This is a genomic window from Novosphingobium humi, assembly GCF_028607105.1.
GTDB lineage: Bacteria > Pseudomonadota > Alphaproteobacteria > Sphingomonadales > Sphingomonadaceae > Novosphingobium > Novosphingobium humi.
In genome coordinates this window covers 755,977-767,614 of the sequence record NZ_CP117417.1, presented here as the reverse complement: position 1 = coordinate 767,614, position 11,638 = coordinate 755,977, and the positions used below count along the sequence as shown (strand labels likewise).

12 protein-coding genes are annotated in these 11,638 nt (G+C 65.6%); 3 read left to right on the top strand and 9 right to left on the bottom strand.

Annotation, left to right across the window (positions count from 1 at the left end; genetic code table 11):
• Positions 1–4: 4 nt before the first annotated feature.
• The 9 genes from PQ457_RS03510 to PQ457_RS03470 form a co-directional block, all read right to left on the bottom strand.
• Positions 5–1,486 carry a UDP-N-acetylmuramoyl-tripeptide--D-alanyl-D-alanine ligase gene (locus PQ457_RS03510; RefSeq protein WP_273618398.1) on the bottom strand — a complete coding sequence of 494 codons (1,482 nt, stop codon included), beginning with the start codon at positions 1,484–1,486 and terminating at the stop codon, positions 5–7.
• Positions 1,486–2,970, bottom strand: coding sequence for a UDP-N-acetylmuramoyl-L-alanyl-D-glutamate--2,6-diaminopimelate ligase (locus PQ457_RS03505; protein WP_273619239.1), 1,485 nt, complete (start codon positions 2,968–2,970; stop codon positions 1,486–1,488). Before PQ457_RS03505 ends, PQ457_RS03510 begins: the two co-directional genes overlap by 1 nt.
• A 14-nt stretch (positions 2,971–2,984) precedes the next feature.
• The gene (locus PQ457_RS03500; protein ID WP_273619238.1) at positions 2,985–4,748 is read right to left on the bottom strand and encodes a peptidoglycan D,D-transpeptidase FtsI family protein; all 1,764 of its coding nucleotides are present in this window, start codon (positions 4,746–4,748) and stop codon (positions 2,985–2,987) included.
• A gap of 17 nt (positions 4,749–4,765) precedes the next feature.
• Positions 4,766–5,266, bottom strand: a complete 501-nt coding sequence (locus PQ457_RS03495) for a hypothetical protein (RefSeq protein ID WP_273618397.1) — start codon at positions 5,264–5,266, stop codon at positions 4,766–4,768.
• Between the two features lie 38 nt (positions 5,267–5,304).
• On the bottom strand, positions 5,305–6,276 hold the full coding sequence (rsmH, locus tag PQ457_RS03490) for a 16S rRNA (cytosine(1402)-N(4))-methyltransferase RsmH (RefSeq protein ID WP_273618396.1): 972 nt from the start codon (positions 6,274–6,276) through the stop codon (positions 5,305–5,307).
• Positions 6,273–6,782, bottom strand: a complete 510-nt coding sequence (locus PQ457_RS03485) for a division/cell wall cluster transcriptional repressor MraZ (protein WP_273618395.1) — start codon at positions 6,780–6,782, stop codon at positions 6,273–6,275. Before PQ457_RS03485 ends, rsmH begins: the two co-directional genes overlap by 4 nt.
• Positions 6,783–7,334: 552 nt before the next feature.
• Positions 7,335–7,652, bottom strand: a complete 318-nt coding sequence (locus PQ457_RS03480) for a hypothetical protein (protein ID WP_273618394.1) — start codon at positions 7,650–7,652, stop codon at positions 7,335–7,337.
• Between the two features lie 18 nt (positions 7,653–7,670).
• The gene (locus tag PQ457_RS03475) at positions 7,671–8,678 is read right to left on the bottom strand and encodes a cysteine synthase A (protein ID WP_273618393.1); all 1,008 of its coding nucleotides are present in this window, start codon (positions 8,676–8,678) and stop codon (positions 7,671–7,673) included.
• A 172-nt stretch (positions 8,679–8,850) separates the two neighbouring features.
• Positions 8,851–9,168: a 2Fe-2S iron-sulfur cluster-binding protein gene (locus PQ457_RS03470; protein ID WP_273618392.1), complete on the bottom strand. Its 318-nt coding sequence runs from the start codon at positions 9,166–9,168 to the stop codon at positions 8,851–8,853.
• A 158-nt stretch (positions 9,169–9,326) separates the two neighbouring features.
• Between PQ457_RS03470 and PQ457_RS03465 the strand changes: the two genes are divergently transcribed.
• The 3 genes from PQ457_RS03465 to PQ457_RS03455 all read left to right on the top strand — a co-directional run bounded on the left by PQ457_RS03465 (position 9,327) and on the right by PQ457_RS03455 (position 11,458).
• Positions 9,327–9,944 carry a DNA-3-methyladenine glycosylase family protein gene (locus tag PQ457_RS03465; protein WP_273618391.1) on the top strand — a complete coding sequence of 206 codons (618 nt, stop codon included), beginning with the start codon at positions 9,327–9,329 and terminating at the stop codon, positions 9,942–9,944.
• A 252-nt stretch (positions 9,945–10,196) separates the two neighbouring features.
• Positions 10,197–10,799 carry a heme ABC exporter ATP-binding protein CcmA gene (ccmA, locus tag PQ457_RS03460; protein ID WP_273618390.1) on the top strand — a complete coding sequence of 201 codons (603 nt, stop codon included), beginning with the start codon at positions 10,197–10,199 and terminating at the stop codon, positions 10,797–10,799.
• Positions 10,796–11,458, top strand: coding sequence for a heme exporter protein CcmB (locus tag PQ457_RS03455; protein WP_273618389.1), 663 nt, complete (start codon positions 10,796–10,798; stop codon positions 11,456–11,458). The genes ccmA and PQ457_RS03455 overlap by 4 nt, the downstream gene beginning before the upstream one ends.
• Positions 11,459–11,638 lie beyond the last annotated feature (180 nt).

Genomic DNA, 11,638 nt, shown 5'->3' with positions numbered 1-11,638 from the left:
CCCGTCAATTCGTGGTGTGGCAGAGCGTGGCGACCAGCGACCCCAGTCCCACCGAGTTAGATCCTTTTACAAGCACCGCATCGCCCTGCGCCAACCCAAAGTCGGCCAGAGCCTTGGCGGCCTCTTGCGCGTTGCTGCAATGGGCGAAGGGGATGGGCTTGCCAAGCGCGCCGGGGCCTGATTTCCCCAGTTCCTGCGCCAGAGCGGCCATTTCATCGCCCACCAGCACCGCATAATCGACTTTGGCCGCCGCAATCGGTTCGGCCAGCGCGGCATGAAGCGCCGGGCCGAAATCGCCCAGTTCCTTCATCGCGCCCAGCACCGCGATGCGCCGCTTGGCCGGTTCTTCCGCCAGGACCGAGAGCGAGGCGCGCATCGAGGCCGGATTGGCGTTGTAGCTTTCGTCGATCAGCAGCGCCTTGCCGCCATCGGCCAGCTCGATCCCGCTGCGCATGCCGCGCCCGGCCAGCCCCTGCATCTCGGCCAGCGCGAGGCCCGTCGCGCCCAGATCCCCGCCCACCGCGCGCACCGCCGCCACCACGGCCAGTGAGTTCATCACCCAATGGTCGCCCGGCATCGAAACCGAATAGCACAGCCGCGAATCGCCCAGATCCACCGTCACCAGCGTGCCGCCCAACATGCCTGAAAGCGCGTCGAGCAGGCGGATATCGGCATGGGCCGCCCGGCCATAGGACATGACCTGCGCCCCGCAGGCGATGGCCGCCGCGCGCAGGCGTTCGTAATGGGGAATATCGGCGGGGATGATGGCGATCCCGCCCTCATGATCCTCAAACCCTTGCAGGCCTTCAAAAATCTCGGCCTTGGCGTCGGCAATCGCCTCCTCGCTGCCCAGATTTTCGATATGGGCGGGCGCAATCGTCGTGATCACCGCCACATGCGGGCGCGCCAGCGCGGTCAGTTCGCGGATCTCGCCCGCGTGGTTCATGCCCATTTCGAAAATGCCGTAGAGCGTGCGCTGGGGCATCCGCGTCATGCTCAAAGGCACGCCGACATGGTTGTTGTAGCTCTTGACGCTGCGATGGGCGCGGCCATGGCTGGAACGCTCCAGCGCGGCAAAGATCGCCTCCTTCACGCTGGTCTTGCCGACCGAACCGGTCACGCCGATCACGCGGGCCTCGGGCAGGATGCGCTCGCGCGCGGCGCGGGCCAAAGCCTGAAGCGCGGCAAAGCTGTCCTTGACCAGTACATGCGGCCGCTCAATCGGCGTTTCCACAACGGCGGCCACCGCGCCCAGTTCGAAAGCCTTGTCGAGGAACTTGTGCCCGTCCATCGCTTCGCCGCGCATGGCAAAGAACAACCCGCCCTCCACGATCTCGCGCGAATCGGTGGCGACATTGGAAATCTGCGCCTCGCCAAAGGCCTGCCCGCCCGTGGCTGCGGCCACCTCGGCCAAAGTCCAGAGCGCAAGGGGCTGTCCGTCCTGCGCCGTCACCGGCCATTCCCGCAGTTTCGCTTTTGCCGCCATCACATTTTCTCCCCGGCCGCTTCACGCGCCACGGTCACATCATCAAAAGGCAAGACACGCGCATCAGGCCCGCGCCCGATGATCTGTCCCTGCTCATGCCCTTTGCCCGCGATGAGCAGGATGTCATCCCTTTTCGCCCGCGCTGTCCCCTGAAAAATCGCCTCGCGCCGGTCGCCGATCTCGATCAGCCGGTCCGGAGCGCCCGCGATGACGGCCTTGCGGATGGCCGCCGGGTCCTCGCCGCGCGGGTTGTCGTCGGTGACGATGGCGATGTCGGCCTGCGCTCCGGCAATGGCGCCCATCGGCGCGCGCTTGCCCGCATCACGGTCGCCGCCTGCGCCAAACACCACGATCAGCCGCCCCTTTGTATGCGGGCGCAGCGCGGCAATCGCGGCCTCCAGCGCATCGGGCGTATGGGCATAATCGACATAGGCGGGCGCGCCTGCGGCATTGATCGCCGCGCGCTCCAGCCGCCCACGCACCGGGGCCAGACGGCCCAAAGCGTCAAACACCTGCGCGGGGTTCAACCCGCTGGCGAGCGCCAGTCCGGCCGCCACCAAGGCATTGGCCGCCTGATAGGCCCCGATCAGCGGCAGGCTGATCCGCCGCTCGACGCCCTCATGGCGCACCGTCAGCACCTGCCCCAAAGGCCCCGGTTCACGGCGGATCAGGCGGATCGTCTCGCCGCCCTCGCCCACGGTGATAAGGTTTAGCCCGCGCGCGCGCGCATGCCCGATGGCCCGATCGCTCCACACATCATCGGCCCAGACCACCGCCGATCCGCCATCAACCACCACCTCGTCGAACAGGCGCATCTTGGCGGCGAAATAGTCCTCCATCGTCGCGTGATAATCGAGATGGTCGCGGCTCAGATTGGTGAAGGCCCCTGCCATCACGCGCGGCCCCTCGCTGCGATATTGCGACAGGCCGTGGCTCGATGCCTCATAGGCGACATGGCTGACCCCCTCACGCGCAAGGCCCGCCAGATTGGCCAGGAAGGTCACGATGTCGGGCGTGGTCAGTCCGGTATAGGTCGTCTCATCCGCCGTGGTGATGCCCAAAGTGCCGATGCTGGCCGCGCTGTGTCCGGCCATGCGCCAGATCTGGCGCAGCATTTCGACCGTGCTGGTCTTGCCGTTGGTGCCGGTCACGGCCACCAAAGTTTCGGGCAAAGGTGCATAGAAAGGGGCGGCCAGACGCGCAAAGGCCCGGCGCGGATTGTCATCCACCAGCGCGATGGCCCCCGCCGCCTCGATCACGGCGCGCGCCTCGGGCCGGGCCACCACGGCCACCGCGCCCGCCCGCACCGCATCGGCGATGAAATCCTCGCCGTTCACCGTGGCGCCCACGAAAGCGCCGAACACATTGCCCGGCGCCACCTTGCGGTTATCGATGGCAAAGCCGGTGACACGAACGTCACCGGCACCAACGCCAAAGCCGGTGACATTCAAGTCACCGGCTTTGCCCCCCAATCCGCCTTGCATCAGGTCGGCCAATCTCATTCGCCGTCTCCATTGGCGATCAGCGGGGCAATGTCGCTGATATCAATGTCGCGGGTGGCATCGGGCATCACCCCCAGCAAGGGCCCGATCCGCGGGATCACCCGGCCCACGATGGGGGCGGCATTCCATGCGGCGGTGCGCTGGAAACTGGTGGCGGCATTCGCCCTCGGCTGGTCCAGCGTGGCGATCACGACATAGCGCGGGTGGTCCATCGGAAAGGCCGAGGCAAAGGTGGCCACCACGCGGTCGTGGTGATAGCCCTGCGCGTCGGCCACTTCGGCGGTGCCGGTCTTGCCGCCCACGCGGTATCCCACGGCATTGGCGCTGCGCCCGGTGCCCACATCCACGATCGAGCGCAGCAACTGCCGCATCCGCGCGCTGGTCGAGGCCTGCCACACGCGGCGACCGGCGGGGGCCTGCCCCGGCGCGATCTTCTGGAGCGTGGCCGGGCGCCAGATGCCGCCATTGACCAGGGCCGAATAGGCGCTGGCCAGATGCAGCGGGGTGATCGAGAAACCATGGCCATAGGAAGCCGTGACCGTGGTCACGCGCGACCACACGCCGTTCCTGTCGCCGCGCGGCCAGATCGGGCGGCCGCGCGCGGGCAGCTCGATATAGGGCCGCTCGTTGAAGCCCAGCGCCTTGAGCGTGGCCTGCATCCTCTGCGCGCCCAACTGGTCGCCCACCTGCGCCAGCACGATGTTGCTCGAATGGATCAGCGCCTCGATGATGTTCAGGCTGGCGCCGTAATTCTCGTGGTCATGCACGGTGATCCCGGCGATTTCCAGCGGATGGTCGGCCGGATAGCGCTTGGCCAGATTGGTGATAATACCCGCTTCAATCGCGCTGGCCACGGTGATCGGCTTCATCACGCTGCCCAGCTCATAGGTCTGGTTGGTGGCGCGGTTGAAGATATTGGCCTGCTTGGTGGGATCGCTGTCGGAAATGTCCTGCGGGCGCAGGGCGTTGGGGTTGAAGCTGGGCAGCGAGGCCAGCGCCATCACTTCGCCCGTATCGACATCCATCACGATGCCCGCCGCGCCCTTGGCCTGCGCGCGGGTCATGCCCCACATCAATTCATCCTCCAGCGCGCCCTGAACCCGCGCGTCGATGGAGAGCACCGCCGGTTGCCCGCGCGTGGCCGGATCGGTCAACTGCTTCTGAAACACCGCCTCCATGCCGACCTGACCCATGCCCTTGCTGTCGACATAGCCCAGGATATGGGCCGCCATGGTCCCTTGCGGATAGTAACGCTCGGCCTCACGCGGGAATTCCAGCGCCGGTTCGCCCAGCGCATGGATGCGGTTGGCATCCTCGGGCAGGATACGGCGGCGCAGATAGCCCGCCTTGCCCGAAGCAAGGCGCCGGGTCAGTTCCTCAACATCCTCGTCGGGGAAAATCTTGACCAGCGCGGCGGCCAGATCAGCGGGCGAACGCACCAGCGGCGAACCATCGCCCATCGCATGGGGGTTGAACCAGAGCGCATAGGCCGGAAAGGCACGCGCCAAAGGCACGCCGTTGCGGTCGAGAATATCGCCCCGGTCGGGCAGACCCGCCATCGCCTCGCCCCCCGGACGCCCCGGATCGGACAGGCCCAGATGCGCAATGCGCAGCAGCGCCAGCAGCATCAGCATGGCAAAACCCACCAGCACCCAAAGCGCGCGAAACCGCGCCTGCGCCAGCGCAAGGGCCCGCACATTTTTGAGAACACGGGCCTTTTCCGCGCCCTGCCCTTGCAAAATGACGCCCTTATCCACCATTCCCGCCGCCAGAGTGTTCATTCGCGATGCCCCGTATTCTGACCCGCCCGCCCGGAAAAGCGAGCCAGATGCTCGGAGATATCCTCGGATTTTTTGGCCTTCTTCGCGCCCGGCGTCGTCGCGGCCGGTTCGGTCTTGGCCCCCATGCCCAGCACGGCAAAGGGCGAAGAGGGCTTGGCCTCCACCGCCATCATCGTGCGCACCGAGGCATTGACCGCATCGGCCGAGGCCACACGGATCGGATCGGGCGCATCGGGCGAACGCGGCTTGCCAAGGGCGGCGAGCTGCCGCTCGCTCTCCAGATATTGCCCGACCGTGGGCGCGCTGTAGCCAAAGTCGACATCATTGAAGGCTTTAAGCTGCTGCTGGCTGGCGCGCGTCTCGAACTCGGTTTCGAGGAACAGCTTTTCCTGCTTCAACTGCGCAATCTGCCGCTCGGCCAGACGCACCTGGCTTTTCACCGCATTGACGCGGAACGTCAGCGCCAGCGTCAGCGCCAGACAAATCACCAGGGACATGCCCCAGCCGATCGTATGCATGCGATCACGGGTCAGATTCACGGGCGCCTCCGGGAGACAGCAGGACGAGCGGGAACATCGGTGCGCGTGGCAAAGCGCAAAGTGGCCGAGCGCGCGCGGGGGTTGCGGTTCAATTCCACCTCGCCCGCGCGAATGGCTTTGGAAATATGGCTGTAGACAGCCGGAGCCGCGCTTGCGGCAACCGGCATATAGCGCGATGTGGCGCTGGCCACGCCGCTGGCATCCTTGAAGAACTGCTTGACGATGCGGTCCTCAAGGCTGTGAAAGCTGACGATGGCCAGACGCCCGCCGGGGTTCAAAAGGCTCTCGGCGGTGGCCAGCAAAGCCTCCAGCTCGCCCAGCTCGTCGTTCACATGGATGCGGATCGCCTGAAAGCTGCGCGTGGCCGGATCTTTCGGCGCCCCCGGCTTATAGCCCAGCGCGCGGCGCACGACATTGGCCAATTGCCCGGTGGTTTCGAGCGGACGCGCGGCCACGATGGCGCGGGCGATGCGGCGCGACTGGCGCTCCTCAGCATAGTTGTAGAGGACGTTGGCGATCTCTTCCTCACCCGCCTCGTTGCAGAAATCGGCCGCGCTCGGCCCTTCCTGCGACATGCGCATGTCGAGCGGACCATCGCTGGAAAAGGCAAAGCCGCGGCCCTGCTGATCGAGCTGCATCGAGGACACGCCGATGTCGGCCACCAGACCGTCAATCGCGCCAACGCCCGCCTCGGCCAGCGCATCGCCCACTTCGGAAAAGCGGCGCGGATGCAGGATCAGGCGGTCATAGCCCGCGCCCCATTCGCGCGCCGCGGCAATCGCATCGGGATCGCGGTCAAATGCATGGACCGTGGCCCCCGCCGCCAGCAGCGCGCGCGTATAGCCGCCCGCGCCCAGCGTGGCATCGACGATGACCTTACCGGGCGCCGGATCGAGCGCGCCGATGACCTCGTCCAGCAGCACGGGAATATGCGGGGCGTCATGCGGGATGGCGGCCAAAAGGCTCATTTGCGCGCCCTCCCGCCCGCTGCGGCCAGATAGCTTTCGCAGCTTGCCTTGGGCCCGATCCATTCATCGCCCGCCATCGCCATCAGCACATCGGGCGCCCACAGCGTAAAATAATCCATCGTGCCGTGGATATAGAGGCCGTCCGTGATCGTGGCCTGGGCGCGCATATGCGCGGGCAGGATGAAGCGGCCCGAATTGTCAAAGGCCACGCGCGTCAGATTGCCGAAGACCAGCGCATCGCGTGCCCGGGTAGAGGGGCGACCGGCGGCCACATCGGCGGCGTGCTTCACACGGATTTCCTCGGCAAGCTGATTTTTGTACGACGTGCCGCAGGCGAACAGACAGGGCCATTCCTCGTGTTTGGCCACCAGCATCTCGTTGATGTTGTCGCTGGCCTCGGCCACGATCTTGCGGATGTCGGCGGGCAGGACGAAGCGCTCCTTATCGCCCTTCGGCGAGAAGCCCTGCCCCATATAAATGACCGGGAAACCAGTCACCCCACCCACTACCTTTGCGAAGAAAGCCCCACACCGACAGGCAAAGCTTCGCCGCTTGCCGCAGCGCCATGGCCACGCCAAACCCCCGCATAAGGACGGCTGAAACTCTACCCGATGATCATGTTCTATCGCGGAGTTTGCGGGCGGGAAAGGGACTTTGCGGGAAAATCTGCCACTTTGTGGAAAAGAATGAAAATATCCTTATTTTTCAGATTTTTGATGAAATTCCGCCAAGGTCAATTTATTACCAAAACCTTACCATACCCCCTATGAATCGGGGTCAATTCCGTAATTCCCCGGATGCGATCGGCTCCGTGAAAACACCTTTCCCGCCGATTCCCGCATGTCGGGATTCGCAAATCCGCCGCGATTCCCGCTGTTTTGCCCGATTGCAGCGCCAGAGCGCCGCCCCGGTGGCACGCATTCCCGCGCGGGGCAGGTTTTCCCGCCCGTGGCGCCGTTTCCCCCAAGTGGCAGGATTTCCCGCAGGTGGCAGGCTTTCCCGCGCCATGCCTCGCGCGGGGCAAAGGGCCGATCAAACCCCCGGCGCGCGGGGGCCGATCAATGCGGCGCGGCGGGCGTCACGCGGGGCGATGCGCCCGCTTGCGTCTTGCCCGCATCGGGCGAGGGAATAACGCCGATATCGGCAAGGGGATCGCTGCTGCCCCCCGCGCTGGTGCTGGCCTGCGCGCTGGCGGCGGCGGCATCGTTGCGCCGCGCATTGTCCATGATGATATTGGCCAGCCCGACCAGCAGCAGCATCAGCGACAGGCCAAACAGGCCCACCTGCAAACGCTGCACCATCTGCGCGCGGATTTCGCGCGGGGTGCGCTCAAATTCCGAGGTGGCCGGATCGGTGGGGCTGGAAATCTCCGTCATCGCGGCGATCTTACTCCATCACGCCAGCCAAGGAAAGACCGGCAGCCCCTTCGATTCAAGCCACGCCTTGTTATAGAGCGTGGAGAGATAGCGCAGCCCCGTGTCGCACAGGATCGTGGCCACGCGCACGTCCTTCCTGCCCTGCGCCACCATTTGCCGCCCCAGCGCCACCGCGCCCGCGACATTGATCCCGCTCGACAGGCCCAGCGCCAGCCCCTCTTCGGCCAGCAGGCGGCGGACCCATTCGAGCCCTTCCGCATCCGACATGCGAAATTGCGTGTCGATAGGCGCGCCGTCCAGATTGGCGGTGATGCGCCCCTGCCCGATGCCCTCGGCCACGCTGCTGCCCTCGGCCTTCAATTCGCCATGGGCATAGTAATTGTAAAGCGCCGCGCCATAGGGATCGGTCAGCGCGATGGTGATGCTCTCATCAAACGCCTTGAGCCCCAGCCCCACGCCCGCCAGCGTCCCGCCCGTGCCGGCCGCGCAGGTGAAGCCATCCAGCCGACCCTCCATCTGCGCCCAGATTTCGGGCGCGGTCGATTCGATATGGGCCTTGCGGTTGGCGGTGTTGTCGAACTGGTTGGCCCAGATCGCCCCTTCCGTCTCCTCGGCCAGACGGCGCGAGGTATGCACGAAATGGCCCGGATTGCTGAAAGGCGCGGCAGGCACCAGCACCAGTTCGGCCCGCAGCGCGCGCAAAGTGTCCATCTTCTCGCGGCTCTGGGTTTCGGGCATGACGATGATCGTCTTATAGCCCAGCGCATTGGCCACCAGCGCGATGCCGATGCCGGTATTGCCCGCCGTGCCCTCGACAATCGTGCCGCCCGGCTTGAGCGTGCCTGCGCGTTCCGCATCGCGGATGATCCACAAGGCGGCGCGATCCTTCACGCTCTGCCCCGGATTGGCAAATTCGCACTTGCCCCAGATCTCGCAACCTGCCGCCTCGCTTGGCCCTTTCAACAGGACCATCGGGGTGTTGCCAATCAGATCGAGGGTGTTTTGATAAACGGGCGCTTTCGTCATGGCGCCCTAGGTAGGGGTGCCTTACGCAACGCGCAACGCATTTGCGCAAGGCACCCCTAAAGCCGTGCTTTCAGTCCGGGGCGCCAAGATGCCAAGGCATCACGCCCCGGCCATGCTCAAACGCCGCACGGGCTTTCCCGGCCATGCTCAAACGCCGCACGGGCTTTAAAGATCAGTCCGCCTCGGCAATCGTCACGCGCATGCCGTCGATGGCGTCGGTCACGGGCAACTGGCACGACAGGCGCGAATTGGCATCGCGGTGGTCGCTGCTGTCGAGCAGATCGTCTTCGTCGGCGCTGATCGCGGGCAGCTTGTCGGCAAAGGCCGGATCGACATGCACATGGCACGTCGCGCAAGAGCAGCAGCCCCCGCACAGCGCCAGCAGATCGTCAAAACCCGCATCGCGAATCACTTCCATCACGGTGCGGCCGGTCTGGGCCTCAACTTCCTTTTCTTCACCCGCAGTATTGACGATCACCAGCTTCGGCATATCAAATCCCTCTGTATGATGCGCAGTTCTATGAAGCGCAGTTAGATGGAGCGCGGGGCAACCGGCGCTTGGCCATGGCTGCTATCGGCAAGCCGCAGCTTTGGCAACAGGCCGAATTGCGCAAAAATTTGTCATTTCCATTCACGAAACGGACGCAGATGGGACTTTCGGCACAAGCGATTGAAAAGGGGCTGAATGCCATTGCGCAAACCACGCCGGGCATTGCCGATGCGCTGGAGCGCGTGGGCTATCCCGAACCGCGCATCCGCGCGCGCGGCCATGCCACCATGCTGCGCACCATCGTGGGCCAACAGGTTTCGGTGGCCGCCGCCTCGTCCATGTGGGCCAAAATGGTGGGCGTCGTGGGCGAGGAGGCCGACCCCGCCGCCCTGATCGCCGCCGATTTCGACACTTTGCGCGCCTGCGGCCTCTCGCGCCAGAAACAGTCCTATGCGCGATCCCTGTGCGAACTGGTGCTGGCGGGCGAACTCGACTTCACCGCCCTGCCCGCCGATGACGAGGAAGCCATCACCCTCCTCACCCGCATCAAGGGCATCGGCCGCTGGTCCGCCGAAATCTATCTGTTGTTCGCTGAAGGCCGCCCCGACATCTGGCCCGCAGGCGACCTTGCCGTGCAGATCGGCCTTGGCAAACTGCTGGGATTGCCCGAACGGCCCAGCGAGAAGCAGACGCGGGTATTGGCCGAAGCATGGCGGCCGCATCGCGGAGCGGCGGCGATCTTTACGTGGCATTGCTATAATAATGCGGCGTTGTGATTGTTTTGATAAAGAAAAGTGACAATGCGAGGGACTCGTCCCTCGCGCTCCCATTAATGTATATGTTGCGCTATGGGTTCGGCGTTTTGTTTCGGACGCTAAAGCCTGCACACGACATCTCCCCATCCCCCACCCCATTAACGGGATTGCAAAGGGCCCCCGCCCTTTGCCCGCCGGAGGCATATCAAAGCCCGCCGGAGGCCAAACCTTCTTCTTGGCAGCCCCCCCACTTTTCCCTATCGCCACCCCACCATGACCGCCACCGCCCTCACCGCCACTGACCTATGCTGCCGCCGCGGCGACCGCTGGCTGTTTTCGGGCCTTTCGCTGAATTTGGCGCGGGGAGAGGCGCTGCATGTTCTGGGGCCGAACGGCTTGGGCAAATCCAGCCTGATGCGGATGCTCGCGGGTCTGCTGCCGCCCAGCCCCGATCCGGTCAGCGGCATCACCGGCGCCATCGCCTGGGACGGCCCGCTGGCGCTGATGGACGAGCGCCACGGCCTTGATCTGGGCCAGCCCCTGGGCGCGGCTCTGGCGTTCTGGGCGCGGGTCGATGGGCCGGTGCCCGATGAAGCCATCAACGGTCTGGGTCTGGCCAATCTGCTCGATGTGCCGGTGCGCTATCTGTCCACGGGTCAGAAAAAGCGCGCCGCCCTTGCCCGCCTGATCGGCCAGAACGCGGCCAACTGGCTGCTGGACGAGCCTTTGAACGGGCTGGACGTGGCCGCCTGCGCGATGGTCGAGCGGATGATCGCGCGCCACTGCGCGGGCGGCGGCGCCTGCATCATCGCCTCGCACCAGCCGCTGGACATCCCCGCCCTCACCCGCCTCGACCTTGCCGAGTATGCGCTGTGAAGGGCGCCGCGCTCCTCGCCATCCTGCGCCGCGACCTGCGCCTGCTTTTGCTGGGCAGCGGGGGCGGAGGCGGCATCATGCTGCCCATCCTGTTCTTCCTCGCGGTGGCCATCATCTTCCCCTTCGCCGTCGGGCCGGACCCCAAGCTTCTCGCCCGCGTGGGCGGAGGGGTGATCTGGCTGGCCGCGCTGCTGGCCGCGATCCTGCCCCTCGACCGCCTGATCGAACCCGACCGTGAAGCGGGCCTGTTCGAGCAATGGGCGCTGCGCGGCATCTCCGAAGAAGTCATCGTCGCCCTGCGCCTGTTGGCCCACTGGCTCTCCTTCGCCCCGCCGCTCATGCTGGCCACCCTGCCCGCCGCCGCGCTTTTGGGCCTCGACGCGCGCACCGTCGGCCTTGTTGAACTGGGCCTGCTGGCGGGCACACCGGGCCTTGCCGCCGTGGGCGTATCCGTCGCCACCATCACCGCGGGCCTCAAAGGCGGCGCCGCGCTGGCGGGCCTTTTGTTCATCCCCCTGTGCGTGCCGATCCTGATCTTTGGCGCGGGTTCCTTGGCCATCGGCGGCGAGAGTGGGTTGGCGCTGGCGGGCGCGGCGAGTTTGGTGCTGGTGGCGCTGACGCCCTTTGCGGGCGCTGCGGCGTTGCGGGCGGGGCGGTAAATTTGCCTCCGGCGGGCAAAGGGCCGGGGCCCTTTGCAATCCCGTTACTGTCGGCGTTGCGGAAGAATTGCAGCGATGCGTTTGGGGGCGATGGCGGAAGAAGTTGATAAGCCGCTGCGCGGGAAGAAAAGAGTCGTTGCGCAAAACGGGGCTATCGTGGACATAAGAGGTGGTGCTTTT

What these genes read in the sequence shown, in the direction of transcription:
- PQ457_RS03480 (WP_273618394.1), bottom strand. Translation starts at nt 7,652, where the DNA reads ATGACGGAGATTTCCAGCCCCACCGATCCGGCCACCTCGGAATTTGAG.
- PQ457_RS03470 (WP_273618392.1), bottom strand. Translation starts at nt 9,168, where the DNA reads ATGCCGAAGCTGGTGATCGTCAATACTGCGGGTGAAGAAAAGGAAGTT.
- PQ457_RS03500 (WP_273619238.1), bottom strand. Translation starts at nt 4,748, where the DNA reads ATGGTGGATAAGGGCGTCATTTTGCAAGGGCAGGGCGCGGAAAAGGCC.
- rsmH (WP_273618396.1), bottom strand. Translation starts at nt 6,276, where the DNA reads ATGAGCCTTTTGGCCGCCATCCCGCATGACGCCCCGCATATTCCCGTG.
- PQ457_RS03465 (WP_273618391.1), top strand. Translation starts at nt 9,327, where the DNA reads ATGGGACTTTCGGCACAAGCGATTGAAAAGGGGCTGAATGCCATTGCG.
- PQ457_RS03505 (WP_273619239.1), bottom strand. Translation starts at nt 2,970, where the DNA reads ATGCAAGGCGGATTGGGGGGCAAAGCCGGTGACTTGAATGTCACCGGC.
- PQ457_RS03475 (WP_273618393.1), bottom strand. Translation starts at nt 8,678, where the DNA reads ATGACGAAAGCGCCCGTTTATCAAAACACCCTCGATCTGATTGGCAAC.
- ccmA (WP_273618390.1), top strand. Translation starts at nt 10,197, where the DNA reads ATGACCGCCACCGCCCTCACCGCCACTGACCTATGCTGCCGCCGCGGC.
- PQ457_RS03495 (WP_273618397.1), bottom strand. Translation starts at nt 5,266, where the DNA reads ATGTCCCTGGTGATTTGTCTGGCGCTGACGCTGGCGCTGACGTTCCGC.
- PQ457_RS03510 (WP_273618398.1), bottom strand. Translation starts at nt 1,486, where the DNA reads ATGGCGGCAAAAGCGAAACTGCGGGAATGGCCGGTGACGGCGCAGGAC.